General features: G+C 64.6%; 18 protein-coding genes and 1 pseudogene. 10 read left to right on the top strand and 9 right to left on the bottom strand.

Annotated elements, in window-relative coordinates; genetic code table 11:
• Positions 1-4: 4 nt before the first annotated feature.
• On the bottom strand, positions 5-859 hold the full coding sequence (gene dapD, locus LXM94_RS04235; RefSeq protein WP_235769891.1) for a 2,3,4,5-tetrahydropyridine-2,6-dicarboxylate N-succinyltransferase: 855 nt from the start codon (positions 857-859) through the stop codon (positions 5-7).
• A 230-nt stretch (positions 860-1,089) separates the two neighbouring features.
• Here dapD and LXM94_RS04230 point away from each other — a divergent pair, with 230 nt between their 5' ends.
• Complete coding sequence (locus LXM94_RS04230; RefSeq protein WP_235769890.1) at positions 1,090-1,980, top strand: LOG family protein; 891 nt, start codon at positions 1,090-1,092, stop codon at positions 1,978-1,980.
• 16 nt (positions 1,981-1,996) lie between these two features.
• On the opposite strand, the gene LXM94_RS04225 is transcribed toward LXM94_RS04230, so the two are convergent.
• Entirely contained in the window at positions 1,997-2,698 is a 702-nt protein-coding gene (locus tag LXM94_RS04225; RefSeq protein ID WP_235769889.1) for a pyrimidine 5'-nucleotidase, read from the bottom strand.
• A 100-nt stretch (positions 2,699-2,798) separates the two neighbouring features.
• Between LXM94_RS04225 and LXM94_RS04220 the strand changes: the two genes are divergently transcribed.
• Positions 2,799-3,713 (top strand): EamA family transporter, encoded by a 915-nt coding sequence (locus LXM94_RS04220; protein ID WP_235769888.1) that lies wholly within the window; start codon positions 2,799-2,801, stop codon positions 3,711-3,713.
• Positions 3,714-3,779: 66 nt separating this feature from the next.
• A pseudogene (locus tag LXM94_RS04215) lies at positions 3,780-4,301 on the top strand (methylated-DNA--[protein]-cysteine S-methyltransferase); the annotation flags it as partial.
• A gap of 14 nt (positions 4,302-4,315) precedes the next feature.
• On the opposite strand, the gene LXM94_RS04210 reads toward LXM94_RS04215, so the two are convergent.
• On the bottom strand, positions 4,316-5,056 hold the full coding sequence (locus LXM94_RS04210; RefSeq protein ID WP_235769887.1) for a glycoside hydrolase family 16 protein: 741 nt from the start codon (positions 5,054-5,056) through the stop codon (positions 4,316-4,318).
• An 82-nt stretch (positions 5,057-5,138) separates the two neighbouring features.
• Positions 5,139-6,026: an acetylglutamate kinase gene (gene argB, locus LXM94_RS04205; protein WP_235769886.1), complete on the bottom strand. Its 888-nt coding sequence runs from the start codon at positions 6,024-6,026 to the stop codon at positions 5,139-5,141.
• Between the two features lie 162 nt (positions 6,027-6,188).
• On the opposite strand from argB, the gene LXM94_RS04200 reads away from it, so the two are divergent.
• The 4 genes from LXM94_RS04200 to msrB all read left to right on the top strand — a co-directional run bounded on the left by LXM94_RS04200 (position 6,189) and on the right by msrB (position 8,845).
• Positions 6,189-6,728, top strand: a complete 540-nt coding sequence (locus LXM94_RS04200; protein ID WP_235769885.1) for a sigma-70 family RNA polymerase sigma factor — start codon at positions 6,189-6,191, stop codon at positions 6,726-6,728.
• A complete protein-coding gene (locus LXM94_RS04195; protein WP_235769884.1) occupies positions 6,725-7,459 on the top strand; it encodes an anti-sigma factor in 735 nt (244 codons plus the stop codon). Before LXM94_RS04200 ends, LXM94_RS04195 begins: the two co-directional genes overlap by 4 nt.
• 170 nt (positions 7,460-7,629) lie before the next feature.
• Positions 7,630-8,187: a fasciclin domain-containing protein gene (locus LXM94_RS04190; protein ID WP_235769883.1), complete on the top strand. Its 558-nt coding sequence runs from the start codon at positions 7,630-7,632 to the stop codon at positions 8,185-8,187.
• A 196-nt stretch (positions 8,188-8,383) separates the two neighbouring features.
• Entirely contained in the window at positions 8,384-8,845 is a 462-nt protein-coding gene (msrB, locus tag LXM94_RS04185; RefSeq protein WP_235769882.1) for a peptide-methionine (R)-S-oxide reductase MsrB, read from the top strand.
• 6 nt (positions 8,846-8,851) lie between these two features.
• Here the strand turns inward: msrB and yihA are convergent, their stop codons facing one another.
• The 5 genes from yihA to rpmH form a co-directional block, all read right to left on the bottom strand.
• Positions 8,852-9,505 carry a ribosome biogenesis GTP-binding protein YihA/YsxC gene (gene yihA, locus LXM94_RS04180; RefSeq protein WP_235769881.1) on the bottom strand — a complete coding sequence of 218 codons (654 nt, stop codon included), beginning with the start codon at positions 9,503-9,505 and terminating at the stop codon, positions 8,852-8,854.
• A gap of 86 nt (positions 9,506-9,591) precedes the next feature.
• Positions 9,592-10,515 (bottom strand): DMT family transporter, encoded by a 924-nt coding sequence (locus LXM94_RS04175; RefSeq protein WP_235769880.1) that lies wholly within the window; start codon positions 10,513-10,515, stop codon positions 9,592-9,594.
• Positions 10,516-10,685: 170 nt separating this feature from the next.
• Positions 10,686-12,479, bottom strand: a complete 1,794-nt coding sequence (gene yidC / locus LXM94_RS04170; protein ID WP_235769879.1) for a membrane protein insertase YidC — start codon at positions 12,477-12,479, stop codon at positions 10,686-10,688.
• Complete coding sequence (gene rnpA / locus LXM94_RS04165) at positions 12,479-12,868, bottom strand: ribonuclease P protein component (RefSeq protein ID WP_235769878.1); 390 nt, start codon at positions 12,866-12,868, stop codon at positions 12,479-12,481. The genes yidC and rnpA overlap by 1 nt, the downstream gene beginning before the upstream one ends.
• Positions 12,869-12,900: 32 nt before the next feature.
• Positions 12,901-13,038 carry a 50S ribosomal protein L34 gene (gene rpmH / locus LXM94_RS04160; RefSeq protein ID WP_235769877.1) on the bottom strand — a complete coding sequence of 46 codons (138 nt, stop codon included), beginning with the start codon at positions 13,036-13,038 and terminating at the stop codon, positions 12,901-12,903.
• A 428-nt stretch (positions 13,039-13,466) separates the two neighbouring features.
• Here rpmH and LXM94_RS04155 point away from each other — a divergent pair, with 428 nt between their 5' ends.
• From LXM94_RS04155 to LXM94_RS04145, 3 genes are all read left to right on the top strand, one after another.
• On the top strand, positions 13,467-15,470 hold the full coding sequence (locus tag LXM94_RS04155) for a methyl-accepting chemotaxis protein (RefSeq protein WP_235769876.1): 2,004 nt from the start codon (positions 13,467-13,469) through the stop codon (positions 15,468-15,470).
• 194 nt (positions 15,471-15,664) lie between these two features.
• Complete coding sequence (locus tag LXM94_RS04150) at positions 15,665-16,471, top strand: TVP38/TMEM64 family protein (protein ID WP_235769875.1); 807 nt, start codon at positions 15,665-15,667, stop codon at positions 16,469-16,471.
• On the top strand, positions 16,472-17,672 hold a 1,201-nt coding region (locus tag LXM94_RS04145), incomplete at its 3' end, for a dihydrolipoyl dehydrogenase family protein (RefSeq protein WP_235769874.1).

The following is a 17,672-nucleotide window of genomic DNA, read 5'->3' as shown; positions in this document are numbered from 1 at the left end:
GGGGTCAATCCCTGAGAAGCTCGTTGATGCCGGTTTTCGAGCGGGTCTTCTCGTCGACCCGCTTGACGATGACGGCGCAATAGAGATTGGGGGCCGGCTGGCCATTGGCCATCGTGGCCCCCGAGCCCATCGAGCCGGCGACGACGACCGAATAGGGCGGCACTTCGCCATACATCACCTCGCCGGTCGCGCGGTCGACGATCTTGGTCGACTTGCCGATGAAGACGCCCATGCCGAGCACGGAGCCCTCGCGTACGATGCAGCCCTCGACAACTTCCGAACGGGCGCCGATGAAGCAGTTGTCCTCGATGATCGTCGGGCCGGCCTGCATCGGCTCCAGCACGCCGCCGATGCCGACACCGCCCGAAAGGTGCACATTTCTGCCGATCTGTGCGCAGGAGCCGACCGTCGCCCAGGTGTCGACCATCGTGCCCTCGCCGACATAGGCGCCGAGATTGACGAAGGAGGGCATCAGGATGGCGTTCGGCGCGATATAGGCGGAGCGGCGCACGACGCAGTTCGGCACGGCACGGAAGCCCGCCTTCTCGAACTCGTTGACGCTCCAGCCCTCGAACTTCGAGGGCACCTTGTCCCACCAGACCGATTCGCCCGGTCCGCCCTTGACGATTTCCATCGGGTTGAGGCGGAAGGAAAGCAGCACGGCCTTCTTCAGCCACTGGTTCACGGTCCAGGTGCCGTCCTCGCCGCGTTCCGCGACGCGGGCCCTGCCGCTGTCGAGAAGGTTGAGCGCGGCCTCCACCGCGTCGCGCACCTCGCCCCGCGTGGCGGTGTTGATCGCATCGCGCTCGTCGAAGGCGCGTTCGATGGTCGCGGAGAGGGCGGTGGCGGAGTTGTTCATGGGATTTCCTTAAACTTCGGTCACTATCCTTGAACCGGGATACCGGAAGGGCGATGGTTTCAGGCAGCGAGTCCTAGAGCATGAACCGGAAAAGTTGAAGTCCTTTTCCGGCGGATGCTGTCGCGTCCGCGCGGGGCTTCGCGCAGAGGGAAGGAACGCGCCGAATGGCGGGCTCCGATCGAAATGAAAGGCTCATCCGTTAGGGATGAGGCACGGCAACGGAACTGGAAATGGCAAAACTGAAGAAGCAGAATCTGCGCCGCAAGGATGGCGTCTGGGATCCCCTCGCAGACAGCGCGTTCGACAGGCACCGCGCCTCGGCCGTGCCGAGCACCCCGCAGTCCATGTCGCCGGCCTATCGCCTTGCCTATGTCGACGAAGACTTCCTCTGCCGCGAGGAACTGCGCCCGGTCCGCCTGCAGCTCGAGCTCCTGAAAGTGGAGATGATGCTCGCCGAGCGCGGCATCACGTCGACGGTGGTGATGTTCGGCGGCGCCCGCATCCCGGCGCCGGGAACCGACGCCTGGGCGGCGCGCAACGAGACGCAGCGGGCGAGCCTCGAGGCGGCCTCGGTGTATTACGACGAGGCGCGCAAGTTCGCGCGCCTCTGCTCCGAGCGCTCGGCCGAGCTCGGCTACAAGGAATATGTCATCGTCACGGGCGGCGGGCCGGGCGTGATGGAGGCCGGCAATCGCGGCGCGGCCGACGTCGGCGCTCCCTCGATCGGCCTCAACATCGTGCTGCCGCACGAGCAGGCGCCGAACGCCTATGTGACGCCGGACCTGAGCTTCAACTTCCATTATTTCGCGATCCGCAAGATGCATTTCCTCCTGCGCGCCAAGGCGGTTACGGTTTTTCCGGGCGGTTTCGGCACGCTGGACGAACTGTTCGAAACGGTGACGCTGATGCAGACCGGGCGCATGGCGCTCGTGCCGCTCATCCTGTTCGGCAAGGCTTTCTGGCAGAAGATCATCGACTTCCAGGCGCTCGCCGACTTTGGCACGATCGCCCCCGGCGACGTCGAGATCATGCAGTTCGTCGAGACGGCCGACGAGGCCTGGGACCTTATCGTGAAGTTCTACGAGAAGCTCGAGGCTGAGCAGGGCCGGGCTGCGGAATAGCCGCAGCCCGCGATCGTCAGCGTTCGGCGAGCCGCTCCAGGAAGCCGGCGAGATCCGAGGTGGTGTAATCCACGTGCTCGTCGGTTTCGGCGTATTTCTCCCAGGCGTCGGTGAAGACATGGCCGTCGTCGCGCGGCAGGAGCAGGACGGTCTTCATGCCGAGTGCCTTCGGCACCACCAGATTGCGCGGCAAATCCTCGAACATCGCCGCATGCACCGTGTCGACCCGATGCAGCGCCATGAACTTGTCATAGGTGCTGCCCGCCGGCTTCGGCACGTATTCGGCCGCCACGATGTCGAAGATGTCGTCGAAATGGTCGAGGATGCCGAGGGCGCGGGCCGCCATTTCCGCATGGCGGACGCTGCCGTTGGTGAAGATGAACTTGCGGCCGGGCAGGGCCTTGATCGCCTCGCCGAGCGCGAGGTCCGGCTTGAGCACGGCGTAGTCGATCGCATGGGCCTTGTCGAGGAAGTCGCCCGGCTCGACGCCGTGATGCAGCATCAGGCCCTGCAGCGTCGTGCCATGGTCGTGATAGTAGCGCTTCTGCAGCGTTCGCGCATCCTCGCGGGACAGGCCGAGCAGTTCCGACACATAGGCGGTCATGTTTCGGTCGATCTGGGCGAAGAGATCGACGTGGTGCGGATAGAGGGTGTTGTCGAGGTCGAACACCCAGTCGCGCACATGCGCGAAGTCGGACTTGTCGGGAAGCTGGCTCATGGCCGCCTTATGGCACGGCGGAGGACGGCGGTGAAGGAAATTTGCGGTCCGGTCCGCGCCGCTTGTGGATTCGGCGGCCGGTGCGTGCTAGCGGCCGGTCATGGAAATCTGGGTCATCATCACCGTCGCGGCCGCATTCCTGCAGAATGTGCGTTCCGCCATGCAGAAACACCTGAAGGGCGTCATGGGCACGACCGGCGCCACTTTCGTGCGCTTCGGTTTCGGCGTGCCTTTCGCGTTGCTCTACCTGGGCGCGCTCGTGGCAGTGCTCGACCGGCCGCTGCCGGTGCCGAATGCCGGCTTCCTTCTCTGGGCGACCGTCGGCGGCGGCGCGCAGATCGCGGCGACCTTCCTGCTCGTCCATCTGTTTGCGTTCAGGAACTTCGCGGTCGGCACGGCCTATTCGCGCACCGAGCCGGCACAGGCGGCACTCTTCGCACTGGTCTTCTTTGGAGAACGGGCCTCGATGGGCACGCTGCTGGCGATCGCCATCTCGGTGGCGGGCGTCATGATCATCTCGGTCGCCCGCAGTGTCGCGTCGCCCCGTGCCCTGCTGACATCGATCTTCAGCCGCACGGCGGCGGTCGGCCTGCTTTCCGGCCTGTTCTTCGGCCTTTCCGGCGTGTCATACCGCTCCGCGTCCCTGGCGCTCGCGCCGAGCCTGCCGTCTCCGGACTACATGATGCAGGCGAGCTACACGCTCGTCTTCGTAATCCTGCTGCAGACTGTGCTGATGTTCGGCTGGATGCTGTGGCGCGCGCCGGCCGAGATCGGCCGCGTCATCCACGCCTGGCGGCCGTCGCTCGTCGTCGGCTTCGTCGGCGCGACGGCGTCCTTCGGCTGGTTCATGGCGATGACGCTGCAGCAGGCCGCCGTGGTGAAGGCGCTGGCGCAGGTGGAGATGCTCTTCACCTTCGCCTCCACCGTCTTCGTCTTCCGCGAGCACATCAACCGATTGGAGATCCTCGGCTGCGCGCTGATCGTGCTCGGGGTGCTTCTGCTCTTGCTTGTCTGACCGGACGGAGGTTGACTGCTGACGGTTCGAATCGGGCCCGAAGGAGGAAACGCCATGGTCGATACGCTCGTCGCCCGCTGGCTGGAAACGCCGCTCGGGGAGATGATCGCCGTGGCGAGCGGGACCCATCTGCATCTCCTCGAATTTCACGACCGTGCGATCCTCGACAAGGAGATGCGCAGCATCGAGCAGCGGGCCGGCGCCGCGGTCGCGGAAGGCGACAATGCCGTGACCCGGCAGATCGCGGCGGAACTCGATGCCTATTTTTCAGGTGCCAGCGGTGACTTCCGCACGCCGCTCGAACCCCTGGGCTCGGATTTCGAAAAGGCCGTCTGGGCCGAGCTGCTGAAGATTCGGCTCGCCGAGACGGTATCCTACGGCGACATAGCCCGCACCGTCGCGACGATGGAGGCGGTGAGAGCCGTCGCCCAGGCGAACGGCGCCAATCCGATCGCCATCGTCATCCCCTGCCACCGCTGCATCGGCTCGGACGGCTCGCTCACCGGCTATGGCGGCGGCCTTTGGCGTAAGCGCTGGCTGTTGCGGCACGAGGGGCGGATGCGCCCCGTCGGGCTCTTCGCGCTCTGACCGGTTGGTCTCCGTCAGTTCGGCGTGAAACGGAAGCTGTCGATCACGATCTCAACCGGCTTGCCGTCGCTCGGCGGCGTGCCCTGGAAGGCCCAGAGGTTGATGTGCAGCGGCATCGGATCCTGGGGTATGCGCTTGCGGTACTGTTTCGGCGCGAAGGTCCAGCGGTGGATCACGCGCCCCTTGTCCGTCCGATGGCCTTCCCGGGACAGGAAGTCGATCGCCCTGCTGCGCCAGTCGAAGCTATGGGTGGACGCCGCGCCGCTGTTGAGCGTGAAGTCGAAGCTCTTCGTCGTGTAGTCGACGCCGCTTTCCGCCGGCCAGATCGAATAGTTGCCGATCGCGTTGGTCTTCCTGCCCCAGCGTGCAAATTCGATGTCGATCTCGTTCGTCGTGTCTTCGCCCACGTCGGCCGGCGGGTAGTTGAAGAGGCCGAGCACGACATTGCGGTCGAACTTGTCGACACGCCCCGACACCTTGAATTCGTATGTGCCGAATCCGAGGCGCTTCTTCGTGTAGACCTCGGCGGCGAACCATCGGCCTCCGCGCTTGTCGAGCTTCAAATGAAGCCGGCCCTGCTTGTCGAGCCAGGCGTTGGCGGGATCCCAGTTGTTCGGCCCTGGCCCGCCCTTGCCGGCGGCCCTGACGACGAAGTCATACCCGGAGAAGCGGAGGGTCTTTGCGACAGCACTCGCCGCGGTCATGGAGAGCGCCGCGAGCGGCAGCAGGAGGAGTGCGAGCAGCTTGGTAATCATGAAAAATCCCGGCGAATGCAACCGCCGGGATTTTAGGATCGAGCCTTGGAGAAAAACTTAACCGAAAGGGCAAAATGCGAGGTTACGGCACGATCAGCGTGCCGGCGCCGCGCTCCGTAAAGATTTCGAGCAGTACGGAATGGGCCGTCTTGCCGTTGAGGATCACGACGCCCTGCACGCCGGCCTGGATCGCCGTGATGCAGGTCTCGACCTTCGGGATCATGCCGCCGGAGATCGTGCCGTCGCTGATGAGCGCGCGGGCCTGCGCGACGGAAAGCTCCTTGATGAGCCGGCCGTTCTTGTCGAGCACGCCCGGCACGTCGGTGAGGAAGAGCAGGCGCGTGGCGTTCAGCGCCCCGGCGATCGCCCCGGCAAAGGTGTCGGCGTTGATGTTGTAGGTATGGCCGTCGCGGCCGGGGGCGACCGGGGCAATGACCGGGATCATCTCCGACTTGGCGAGCAGGTCAATCAGCGTGCGGTCGACCTCGACCACTTCGCCGACGAAACCGAGATCGAGGATGCGCTCGATGTTGCTGTCGGGGTCGATCACCGTCTTTTTCGCCTTTTCGGCGAAGACCATGTTGCCGTCCTTGCCGCAGAGCCCGATCGCCCATTCGCCCGTCTGGTTGATCAGCGCGACGATTTCCTTGTTGATCGAGCCGGCGAGCACCATCTCGACGATCTCGACCGTCTTGGCGTCCGTCACGCGCAGGCCACCCTCGAACTTCGATTCAATGCCCATCTTGGTCAGCATGGCGCCGATCTGCGGGCCGCCGCCGTGCACGACGATCGGATTGACGCCGGACTGCTTCAGCAGCGCGATGTCGCTTGCGAAGGCCTTGCCGAGTTCCGCGTTGCCCATGGCGTGGCCACCGTATTTCACGACGATGGTCTTGTTCTCGTAGCGCTGCATGAAGGGCAGCGCCTGCGCGAGAAGACGTGCCTGGGTTTCGCTTTCATTCGTCGTCATGGCGGCCTCGTGATTTGGACGGTCGCTTGTTTAACCGAAGTTTCATGACGAGGAAATGATCCGCGAAAAAGATATGGCCGTATCGGGAGCGAGCAAACGCGGGCAGCCGCGGGCCAGCCGGGCCTGATTGGCGCGCCCGCGGCGAAGGAATGAGGTGTGCCCGTGGCCAACGACGATCTGTCCTATCTCATCGGCCGCGTGTCGCTGCGCGATACGAAAAGCTTCGCCCGCCTCTACGCCGTGAGCAGTTCGAAACTTTTCGGCATCTGCCTGCGTATCCTGAAAGACAGAGCCGATGCGGAAGAGGCGCTTCAGGAGATCTATGTGAAGGTTTGGGAAAAGGCGGTGCGCTATGCATCGGTGGACGCAAGCCCCATGGCCTGGCTCGCGGCGATCGCGCGAAATCACGCGATCGATGTGTTGAGACGGCGAAGACCAGTGGCAAGCGAACTGGATGAGGCTTATGATATATTTGACCCGCAGGCCAATCCCGAGGAGGCGGCGCTGTTGCGCTCTGAGGGGCGGCGGATCGATACGTGCATGGGAGAGCTCCATCCCGATCGCGCATCCGCTGTCAGGCGGGCCTATGTCGAAGGACTGAGCTATGAGGAACTGGCCGCGCTTTACCAGCTACCTCTGAACACGATGAGAACCTGGCTCCGGCGGAGCCTGCTGAAGCTGAGAGAGTGCATGGATCGATGACGACGCCGCAGGACAAGGAAGAGCACGACTCCCATCGCGACGAGGTCATCGCCGGCGAATATGTCCTGGGCATCCTGTCGGCCGAGGATCGCCGCCGCGTCGAGGCGCGCCTTGCAAGCGACAGGCGGTTTGCGGCGCGGGTCAATCGGTGGGAGGAGAACCTGTCCTCCTTCAACGACGATTACGAGACGATCGCGCCGCCGTCGCAGATCTATGCGGCCGTCGAACGGCGCATCACGAGCGCCGGTGTCGGCGATGCGGTCATGTCCGGTTCGCTCGCGGGCGGGTTCTGGAACTCCGTCGTCTTCTGGCGATCGGTCTCGGCCGTCTCGATTGCGGCCGCTGCCGTCTTCGCCATGGCCGGCAGCGGTCTGTTTTCGCAGCGGATCGGAACGTCCGCACTGGTCGCCGAGCTTTCGGGCGACGACAGCGCGATTTCGCTCGTGGCGCGCTACGATGAGCGGGCGGGCGTTCTGCGCTTCACGCCCGTTGCCGCCGGCGCCGCCGAAGCGAAGTCGCTTGAGCTCTGGCTCGCCGAGGGCGACAAGCCTCCCGTCTCGCTCGGCGTGTTGCCGGAATCGGGCGAGGCTGCTCTTGCAATAAGCCAGGATGCGCATCGCAGGATCGCGGCCGGCGCCGTTCTTGCCGTCAGCGTCGAACCCTTTGGCGGATCGCCGACCGGCGCCGCGACCGGTCCGGTCATCGCGTCGGGTGCCGTGCGCGCGCGCTGATTGCCGGAAATGTAGAAAATTAAAAACCAGATCAATATTTTATTGGAATTCTGCGTTCGGCTGAAACTCTTCCCGAAAACCCTCCGTTGCTCGCAATGTTCCCCATGCGGGGAAAGCCATCCAGCCAGGAAGAAGCCCGGTTCCGGGCAGAGCAACAGGAAGGAAACAAGATGTTGAAGTCCACGATCCGCACCGCCGCCGCAGTCTCGATCGTCCTCGCAGGCGCCGTCGCTGCCCATGCCGAAAATCCGATGGTCGGCGGCGCGGCGATGTATGAAGACAGGAACATCGTCGAGAATGCCGTGAACTCCAAGGACCACACCACGCTCGTGGCCGCCGTCAAGGCTGCAGGCCTCGCCGAGACGCTGCAGGGGGATGGACCGTTCACCGTCTTCGCGCCGGTCAATTCGGCCTTCGAGGCGCTGCCCGCCGGCACGGTCGACACGCTGCTCAAGCCGGAAAACAAGGACCGGCTCACCGCGGTGCTGACCTGCCACGTTGTCTCCGCCAATGCCATGTCCGATGCGATCGGCAAGATGATCGCCGCCGACGGCGGCAATCATCCGGTGAAGACGGTCGGCGGCTGCATGCTGTCGGCCAAGATGGACGGCGACACGATCACCCTGACCGACGAGAATGGCGGCGTCGCCACTGTCACGATTGCCGACGTCAAGCAGTCGAACGGCGTGATTCACGTCATCGACAAGGTTCTGCTGCCGAAGGCCTGACGCGACGGCGCCGCCCGGGGTCACGGGCGGCGCAACTCCCCGGCGTCGGATTTCCGGCAGCCCTTGGCCGCCCGCCGCCGCCCTTTTTCGATCACGGCTGTTTGAGGCGAGTTGCTTTGGTTTGCGGCGGCTTGCGGCCTATGCTTCCGGCAACGGTGGCACATTGGAGAACGCGATGTTGCGGAGAGAGATGATCATGACGTCGGCAGCTACCTTCCTCTCGGCGCTCTTCGGCGGCGCGCGCGGCGCGCGGGCGGGCGAGGAATTCGAAATCGCGCATTCGGATGCCGAATGGAAGTCGATCCTTACGAAAGAGCAATATGCGATCCTTCGCGCCCACAGCACGGAAAGGCCGTTTACCAGCGCGCTCAACACGGAAAAGCGCAAGGGCCTCTTCCATTGCGCAGGCTGCGGCCTGCCGGTCTATTCGTCCGACGCGAAATATGACAGCGGCACGGGCTGGCCGAGCTTCTGGCAATCGCTGCCGGATGCCGTCGGCATGCGCGAGGACAGTTCGCTGTTCATGACCCGCACGGAATGCCATTGCCGACGGTGCGGCGGGCATTTCGGCCATATCTTCGACGACGGACCGCCGCCGACCGGAAAGCGTCACTGCATCAACGGCTTTGCGCTGACCTTCGCTGCAGCGGGCGCCTGACACCGGTCAGCGCGTGATGGTGCAGCCGATCGCCTCGCGAAGCACATCAAGGCCGCGGCCCTTCTCGGACGAGGTCGCAAGCACTTCCGGGAAGGCCGCCGGCCGCTTGCGGATTTTCTCTGCCGTTTCGGAGACGAGGCGGGGCACGCCCGCCTCCTTGATCTTATCCGTCTTGGTCAGCACGACCTGGTAGGAGACGGCGGCCTTGTCGAGCAGGTCGAGCACATCCTCGTCGTTCGGCTTGATGCCGTGCCGGCTGTCGATCAGCACGTAGACGCGCTTCAGGGTCGAGCGTCCGCGCAGGTAGTCGAAGACGAGCTTCGTCCAGGCGTCCACATGTTCCTTCGGGGCCTGGGCGTAACCGTAGCCGGGCATGTCGACGAGCGCCATCGGCGGCAAGTCGTCCTCGGCACCCGAATAGCCGTCGGGCACGAAATAGTTCAGCTCCTGTGTTCGCCCCGGCGTGTTCGACGTACGGGCGAGCCCCTTGTGGCCGACCAGCGCATTGATGAGCGACGACTTGCCGACATTCGAGCGGCCGGCAAAAGCGATCTCCGGCGGACCCTCCGGCGGCAGGAATTTCATGGCGGGCACGCCGCGGATGAAGATCCACGGTCGGCCGAAAAGCGGTTTGTCGTCTTTTGCGCGGCGGTCGGTCATCGAGCGGCTTTCTGCATGTCGTGCGCCCGGCTTCGAGCTTTTGCCGGCCAAAGTCAAGCCAAAGGCCGTGCGTGCCTTGCGATCCGCTACGCCACGGGCTGCGCGGCACGCGGCCTTTGCCGCCACATCTCGACGCCGAGATAGCTGAGCAGGGCAACAAGCACGATGGTACCGCCGACCAGCGTACGCGCATCCGGGATCTCTCCGTGCACGACGGCGACCCAGAGTGGCCCCAGCACTGTCTCCATCGTGCCGAGCAGGGCTGCGAGCGCCGACGGGATGAGCCGGGCGCCGGTCACAAAGAAGGCGAGGCCGAGGCCGAAGTTCAGGGCACCGAAGGCGATGAGGATCATGAGTTCGTAGGCGCTGACCGCGAGGCCGCCTGCCTGGCTCGCCGCGACGCTGCCGGCGATGACCGTTCCCAGGAAGGCGGCCGGTGTCATGCGGACATGGGCGTAGCGCCGGGTGATGATCGTTGCGGTGGCGAAGACAAAGGCGATCAGCAGCGCCAGAGCGTCGCCGATCGGCGAGACCTGTCCGGTGACCGAGCCGGACACCATGATCGCGACGCCGCCGATCACGACGGCAATGGCGATCCAGGTGTGGAAGGCGATGCGTTCCCGGAAAAGCAGCCAGGAGAGCAGCGCCGCGATCAGCGGCACGCAGGCCTGGATCAGCACGACATTGGCGACCGTGGTGTAGGAGAGCGCGAGGATGAAGGCGGTGGAAGCGATGGCGAAGCAGAGGCCGACGGCGATGCCGGGCCAGCCCATGCCGCGGATCAGGGTCCGGGTCGATGCGGCGCCGTCGCGCAGGAGCATGAAACCGTAGAGGAAGAGCGCCGCGAAGACCGACCGCCAGAAGACGGTCGTCCAGCCGTCCGCGATATCGAGGAAACGGGCGAGCATGCCGCCGAAGCTCCAGATGAGCGCCGAGAGGAAGACAAGCGCTGCGCCATAGGCCTGGCCGCGGCTGTCGGCGGAAGCTGCGGGCATGACGGGAGCGGACATCGACGCCTCGCAAGGGATGGAAACCGAGCGGATCATGCCTGATGATGACCGCGCCCGCGTCCGCAGCAGCGACGCGCCGCCGTCGCAACGACGGCAGTCCTGGAAAGATCGGGGTGAAAAAAGAACCCCGGACGATGCCGGGGTTCGGAGGGCTTCTGGCGCTATGCCGGCTATTTCGCCGGATCGCTGCTCTTCTTTCTGAACAGCGACTTCAGATTCTCGAACAGTTCGATCTTCACGCCGTGGCGCTTCATGATGGCTGCCTGCTGGATGATCGACAGCGTGTTGTTCCACGCCCAGTAGATCACCAGCCCGGCGGGGAAGGTCGCCAGCATGAAGGTGAACATCACCGGCATCCACGTGAAGATCATCGCCTGCGTCGGATCCGGCGGCGTCGGGTTCATGCGCATCTGCAGGAACATGGTGACACCCATGATGAGCGGCCAGACGCCGATCATCATGAAAGGCGGCACGTCAAAGGGCAGCAGGCCGAAGAGGTTGAAAAGCGACGTCGGGTCGGGGGCGGAAAGGTCCTGGATCCAGCCGAAGAACGGCGCGTGCCGCATCTCGATGGTGACGTAGATCACCTTGTAGAGCGCGAAGAACACCGGGATCTGCAGCAGGATCGGCCAGCAGCCGGCGATCGGATTGATCTTCTCTTCCTTGTAGAGCTGCATCATCGCCTGCTGCAAGCCCATCCGGTCGTCGCCGAATTTCGCCTTCAGCTCCTCCATCTTCGGCTGGACCTTCTTCATGTTCGCCATGGAGGCATATTGCTTGCTGGCGAGCGGGTAGAAGATCGCCTTGACGACGATGGTGGTGATGAGGATGGCGATGCCGAAATTGCCGAAATAGCGGAAGAAGAAGTCCATCATCTGGAACATCGGCTTGGTGAAGAACCAGAACCAGCCCCAGTCGATCATCAGGTCGAAGCGCGGAATGGAATACTGCGCCTCGTACTGGTCGATGGTCGGCACTTCCTTGGCGCCGCCGAAGAAGAGGTTCGTGACGTCCGTCGACTGGCCCGCGGCGATCGTCAGCGGATCCTGGCGGTAGTCCGCCTGGTAGCGTGGCCGGCCGTCGGAAAAATAGGAGAAGCGCGTTTCGTAGGCCGCCGACTGCGGCGGCACGAGCGCCGTCGCCCAGTACTTGTCGGTGATGCCGAGCCAGCCGCCCGTCGCCTTGCCGGGCGCGACCGTCGTATCTTCCTCGGTGTCGGCATAGTCGACCTCCTGCAGGCCGATGTCGCCGAGCACGCCGATGAAGCCTTCGTGCAGGACGTAGATACCCGGTTCGGCAGGTTTGAAGAACCGCGTCACGCGGCCGTAGGGCGACAGCGTCACGTCCGCCGCGCCGCCGTTGCGGATGCTGTCCTTCACCCGGAACATGTAGTGATCGTCGACGGAGATCGTCCGGGTGAAGACGAGGCCCTTGTCGTTGGTGAAGGTGAGCGTCACCGGCGTCGCCGGCGTCAGCTTGCCGTCGCCCTCCTGCGTCCAGGCGGTCTGCGGTCCCGGCACCTGGCCGGTCGCATCGCTGCCGACATAGCCGACCTCGCCAAAGTAGCCGTGATTGGTGTCGGCGGGGCTCAGAAGCGTGATGATCGGGCTCGATTTGTCGACGGTCTCGCGGAACTCTTTCAGCCGAAGGTCGTCGAAACGCGCGCCGGTCAGGTTGATCGAGCCCGCGAGTGCCGGCGTGTCGATTTCGACGCGCGCCGATTTTGCGACCGCCTGGTCGCGGTTCTCCGCGGCGGCACCCGGAACGGAGCCGTCCGGCAGGACCGTCTTCTCGCCGATGCCGGTGGACTGGGTCTGTGGCGCAGTCTTCTGAAGTTCGCTCTGTTGCGCCTCGATATTCGCCCGTTCCCGCTCAAGCTTCGGATTGACGTACAGGAACTGCCAGGCGACGAGAATCAGCACGGACAGGGCGATCGCCACGAAATAATTGCGGTTGTTTTCCATCATGTCTTCCCGGGAGCAGTGCGGCCCTGCTGCTTGTGTTTCTGCCTGGTCGCTATTCGGTCTCGGAGGCCGGCCTGGAGCGCGTCGAAGGAGGCAGTGAGCACCTCCCGTCTGGCAACCACCACATAGTCGTGTCCGGGCTCCATTGCAAACCCGGCAGATAGACGCACTGCTTCTTTGAGCCGGCGCCGCATTCGATTGCGCTCGACGGCGTTGCCATGTTTCTTGGTGACGGTGAAGCCGACACGCGGGGGCTCGTCCGGACAGTGCCGGTCGCGCACCTCAAGGAGGAACAGAGGACCCTTGCGTCTTTCGCCTTCGCGCACGAAAAGAAACTGCGGACGGCTTTTCAGCCGTCCGACAGCGGATTGTCTAACAGTCTTTGTCATTGCCCGTCGTCTCCGTTCGGGCAAGCACGGCCTTAGGCCGAAAGACGCTTGCGGCCGCGGGCACGACGAGCGGACAGAACGTCGCGGCCGCCTTTGGTTGCCATACGGGCGCGGAAACCGTGCCGGCGCTTGCGGACAAGCTTGGAGGGTTGGTAGGTACGCTTCGACATTTATTTAATACCGCGGTGTGCGGCCCTTCTTAGGTTTGCGTTCAAGCAAGGAGCGTTACGTGCCGGGACACACCAATCCTCTCCTGGAAAAGGCGGGCTTGTCCGGACGTGCGCGGCTTATAGGGGCAAACCGGCGCAAAAGTCAATTCCGCTCGACGCGGCTGCGATTGTCGCAAAAGTTAACGGCGATGCAGCCATAAATTGCATCGGCTTATAAAGTAAGCATTTCAAGCTTCCCTAACGTTAGATGAAGTATTTGATTTTCCTTCTGCGTCATTTTCAGGGTCGAAGGCCGGCGTTCGGAGGTGCCTGGAAATTGGGCGATCATTAAAACTCTCATTAACTTTTAATGATTAACTTAAGCGCATCCTGAAATGCGTGCCGTCGTGTGACGGCGGATCGCTGGCCGAACCAATGTGGAGACCGCAGTGAACATTCGAGGTAAAATCTACCTGATCGTCGGCGCGATGGGGCTGATCTCGGTCTTGATCGGCGCCATGGCGCTCATGGTGGTCGACGAGTATAATGTGAAGCTGCGCCAATTCGAGAACGCCTCGGATCGCGCATTCCTCGGCGAGCACCTCAATCGCCAGGTGACGGCTGTCGTCATGGAAGCCCGCGGGGTCTACGCTTCGAAGGACACCGACGGCGCCAGGAAGTTCGCGGACGGGATTCTCAAGGAACTCGACGGAATCGACGCGACCCTCGCCACGTGGCGTCCTCTCGTGCCGGAGAGTCAGGTTGCCGCCTTCGACGCCGTCGTCGCCCGCGCCGCCGAATTCCGCACCTTCCGCACGGAAACGGCGCGCCTCGGTACGGAAGTGTCGATCGCCGCGGCGAACGAGCAAGGCAACAACGAAGGCAACCGCGCCAACCGCAAGGCGTTCCAGGGCGAGATCGACGCCGTCGTGCAGACCGACCGGGAAAACCTCGCTGCGATCAAAGCGGACATCTCTGCGTTCGAAAGCTTCATGCTGGTGCTGGTGGCAGGAACCGTCGGCGTGGGTCTTCTGGCTGGCGGAGGCGCCGCCTTCTACATGGCGACCAACCAGCTGAGCCGTCCGATCCGGAAAGTCACCGAAACGATGAATGCGCTTGCCGGCGGCAATCTCGACGCGGAAGTGCCCTTTGCCGGCCGCAAGGACGAGATCGGCCAGATGGCGGCTGCGGTTGCCGTTTTCCGGCAGAATGCCATTGCGGTGCGCGATCTCAACGCCCAGGAGGAAGTGCTGCGCGTCAAGAGCGCCGATCTCCAGTCGAGCATCGCGACCGTCGTGCATGCCGCGGCTGCAGGCGACTTTACCTGCCGCATCACGAAGGACTACGGCAACGACGACCTCAACCGCTTTGCCGGGGGCGTCAACGAGCTCGTGTCGGGCGTCGACACGGGCGTCAATGAGACGCGACGCGTGATCGCCGCCCTCGCGGAGGGCGATCTGACCTGCGCCATGAGCGGCACGTTCCAGGGCGCCTTCGCCGAGCTGCAGCGCAACGTCAACAACACGCTCGAGACGCTTCAGAAGACGATGCGCGAGGTCCGGGCGTCGACCGATTCGATCAATGCGAATTCGGGCGAGCTTCGCACCGCATCCGACGATCTTTCCAAGCGCACCGAGCAGCAGGCCGCCGCCCTGGAGGAAACCTCTGCCGCGCTGGAGGAGATCACGGCCGCCGTCAAGAACTCGACGGAACGTGCCCAGGAAGCGACGATGATGGTCGGCGAGGCGAAGGAAAGCGCCAAGCAGTCCGGCGACGTCGTGCGCAATGCCATCGATGCGATGGGCCGGATCGAGCAGGCGTCGAGCGAGATCAGCCAGATCATCGGCGTGATCGACGAGATCGCCTTCCAGACCAATCTGCTCGCCCTGAACGCCGGCGTCGAAGCGGCACGCGCCGGCGATGCCGGCAAGGGCTTCGCCGTTGTTGCTCAGGAGGTGCGTGAACTCGCCCAGCGCGCCGCCAGCGCCGCCAAGGACATCAAGGGGCTCATCACCAAGTCGAGCGGCGAGGTGGCGGTCGGTGTGAAATATGTCCAGGCCACGGGCTCGTCGCTGAGCGATATCGAGAATCGGGTCCTCAAGATCAACGACTACATCCATTCGATCGCGACGGCGGCGCAGGAGCAGTCGACCGGCCTCCAGGAAGTCAGCACGGCTATCAACCAGATGGACCATGTGACGCAGCACAATGCGGCGATGGTCGAGGAAACCTCGGCTGCGACCCACAAGCTGAAGGGCGAGGCCGACAGCCTGGCGCAGCTCGTCTCCCGCTTCCGCACCGGATCGGACCATGTGCGCGCGGTCGCCGCAGTCGCCCAGCACGCCTCCGTCGAATCGCCGGCCCGTCGGATGATCGGGACCGTGAAGCGCGCGTTCGCCGGCAATGCCGCGGCGGCACAGGCATCCACCCGGGAGGCCTGGGAGGAGTTCTGACCTTCCCGGCCGACGCAATTGGCAAGGGCGTGGCGGGAGACTGCCGCGCCCTTCGGCATTTGATGGCCGGCAGCGGCGCCCGGTCGGGTCCGCACGCCGCCATCACGCTGTCGTTTGTGCCCGCGAGAAGAGTTTATTGGCGGTTCGCCCGGCAAGCGGATATGGCAGCCTCAGAGAAGGAGGCAGGACCGCCGATGCCAGGAACCGAGACGAAGGGAACCACAGCCGGAGACGGTGCCCGGCCGCGACGTGGACGGCATGCCCTTCTGCGCCGTTTCCTGCCCCTCGGCCTGATCGTGGTTGGCCTGGTCGTCGCCTATGCCGCGGGGCTCGATCGCTACCTTTCCGTCGCCTCGCTCGGCAGGCATCACCAGGACCTGAAGATCATGGTCGCCGAAAAGCCCGCCCTCTACGGCGTGCTGTTCTTCGTCACCTATGTCGCGGCCGTCGCGGTCTCCTTTCCGGCCGCGTTCGTCCTGACGATCGCGGCGGGGTTTCTCTTCGGCGCCATTGTCGGCGGATTGCTCGTCGCGGTCGCGGCAACCATCGGCGCCACGCTGCTCTTTCTTGCTGCGAAAACGGCGTTCGGCACCGCTATCAGCGAAAGAGCGGGGCCGCTCGTCAGCCGGTTCGCCGCGGGTTTCCGGGCGGACGGCTTCAGCTACCTGCTCATTCTTCGGCTTGTCCCCGCCTTCCCGTTCTTCCTTGTCAACGTGGCGCCGGCCTTCTTCGACATGCGCACGCGGACCTACGTGACCGCCACGTTCCTCGGCATTCTGCCGGGAACCTTCGCCTTCGCCTTCCTGGGGAGCGGGCTCGAGAGCGTGCTGGACCGTGCGGCGCAGGCCGGGCGGTCGCTCAAGCCCGAAGATTTCGTGACGCCGGGCTTGACTTTGACGCTCGCTGCCCTTGCCGTCTTTGCTGCGCTTCCCCTTGTGTACCGGTACTGGCTGCGCCGGAACACGGCCGGCGGCGGGCGGGGCGCGGAAGGGGCGGAGTGAATGGCTGGCGTCGTGCGACCCGACATCTGTGTGATCGGTGCAGGTTCCGGCGGCCTGTCGGTCGCTGCGGGCGCCGCGGCCTTCGGGGTCTCCGTCGTCCTCGTCGAGCGCGGCCGGATGGGCGGGGATTGCCTTAATTACGGCTGTGTGCCGTCGAAGGCTCTCATCGCCGCCGCCAGGAGGGTGCATCTCCTGCGCCGCGCCGGGCCCTATCTCGGTACCGCGCAGCCGCCACAGCTCGATTTCCCGAAAATCCGCCAGGAGATCCGGGCGGCGATCGCCGCCATCGCGCCGAATGATTCGGTGGAACGGTTTACGGCCCTCGGTGTGACGGTTCTCCGTGCCGATGCCCGTTTCGTCGATCGCCGTACGCTTGTTGCCGGCGGGCAGACGATCCGTGCCCGCCGCTTCGTCATCGCCACGGGGTCCGCGCCGGCGGCGCCGGACATTCCGGGTCTCGAATCGGTCGACTACCTGACGAACGAGAGCCTGTTCGACCTGGAACAGCTGCCGGAAAGTTTGCTCGTCCTCGGCGGCGGTCCGGTCGGCATCGAGATGGCGCAGGCCTTCTGCCGCCTCGGCAGCCGGGTGACGGTGCTCGAAAATCGCGAGATTCTGGGCCGGGCGGATCCGGACTTGCGCCGCATCGTCGTCGACCGGCTGCGCGCGGAGGGTGTGACGCTCTTGGAAGGCGTTCGGGTCGAGGCGGTCGAAAACCGTGCCGGCGGCGTCACGGCGCACCTCCTGGCGAGCGACGGCAGGCAAACGGCGGTCGCGGGCGTGCGGCTGCTCGTCGCAGCGGGCCGCAGGCCCGTCGTGGATGGTCTCGGGCTGGAGAGCGCCGGCGTTCGTCACGGCCCCGGAGGCATCGTCGTCAATGGCGGCCAGCGATCGTCCAACCGACGGATCTACGCGGTCGGCGACGTCGCCGGTGGCCCGCAATTCACCCATGTCGCTGGCCACCAGGCCTCCCTCGTCTTGAAAGGAATCCTGTTTCGCGCATGGGCGCGATTCCGGCCGGAGATCGTCCCCGCCGTCACCTATTGCGATCCGGAAATCGCCTTTGTCGGCCTTTCCGAGGCGGAGGCACGTCGGCGGCATCGCCGCGTGCAGATCGTTCGCTGGCCCTTCGCCGAGAACGACCGGGCGCAGATCGAGGGCGAGACGACGGGCTTCGTCAAGCTGGTCGCCGGCGCACGCG

Origin of the sequence: Rhizobium alarense (genome assembly GCF_021555155.1) — a bacterium.
In the GTDB taxonomy this organism is placed as follows: domain Bacteria; phylum Pseudomonadota; class Alphaproteobacteria; order Rhizobiales; family Rhizobiaceae; genus Rhizobium_D; species Rhizobium_D alarense.
This window is presented reverse-complemented; position numbering and strand designations above follow the sequence as displayed.

Excerpts from the sequence above, each read along its gene's own strand:
- rpmH (WP_235769877.1), bottom strand. The coding sequence starts at position 13,038 with ATGTCGAAGCGTACCTACCAACCCTCCAAGCTTGTCCGCAAGCGCCGG.
- LXM94_RS04225 (WP_235769889.1), bottom strand. The coding sequence starts at position 2,698 with ATGAGCCAGCTTCCCGACAAGTCCGACTTCGCGCATGTGCGCGACTGG.
- LXM94_RS04195 (WP_235769884.1), top strand. The coding sequence starts at position 6,725 with ATGACGACGCCGCAGGACAAGGAAGAGCACGACTCCCATCGCGACGAG.
- LXM94_RS04175 (WP_235769880.1), bottom strand. The coding sequence starts at position 10,515 with ATGTCCGCTCCCGTCATGCCCGCAGCTTCCGCCGACAGCCGCGGCCAG.
- rnpA (WP_235769878.1), bottom strand. The coding sequence starts at position 12,868 with ATGACAAAGACTGTTAGACAATCCGCTGTCGGACGGCTGAAAAGCCGT.
- dapD (WP_235769891.1), bottom strand. The coding sequence starts at position 859 with ATGAACAACTCCGCCACCGCCCTCTCCGCGACCATCGAACGCGCCTTC.
- yihA (WP_235769881.1), bottom strand. The coding sequence starts at position 9,505 with ATGACCGACCGCCGCGCAAAAGACGACAAACCGCTTTTCGGCCGACCG.
- LXM94_RS04230 (WP_235769890.1), top strand. The coding sequence starts at position 1,090 with ATGGCAAAACTGAAGAAGCAGAATCTGCGCCGCAAGGATGGCGTCTGG.
- LXM94_RS04190 (WP_235769883.1), top strand. The coding sequence starts at position 7,630 with ATGTTGAAGTCCACGATCCGCACCGCCGCCGCAGTCTCGATCGTCCTC.
- yidC (WP_235769879.1), bottom strand. The coding sequence starts at position 12,479 with ATGGAAAACAACCGCAATTATTTCGTGGCGATCGCCCTGTCCGTGCTG.
- LXM94_RS04150 (WP_235769875.1), top strand. The coding sequence starts at position 15,665 with ATGCCAGGAACCGAGACGAAGGGAACCACAGCCGGAGACGGTGCCCGG.
- LXM94_RS04220 (WP_235769888.1), top strand. The coding sequence starts at position 2,799 with ATGGAAATCTGGGTCATCATCACCGTCGCGGCCGCATTCCTGCAGAAT.
- argB (WP_235769886.1), bottom strand. The coding sequence starts at position 6,026 with ATGACGACGAATGAAAGCGAAACCCAGGCACGTCTTCTCGCGCAGGCG.
- LXM94_RS04210 (WP_235769887.1), bottom strand. The coding sequence starts at position 5,056 with ATGATTACCAAGCTGCTCGCACTCCTCCTGCTGCCGCTCGCGGCGCTC.
- msrB (WP_235769882.1), top strand. The coding sequence starts at position 8,384 with ATGACGTCGGCAGCTACCTTCCTCTCGGCGCTCTTCGGCGGCGCGCGC.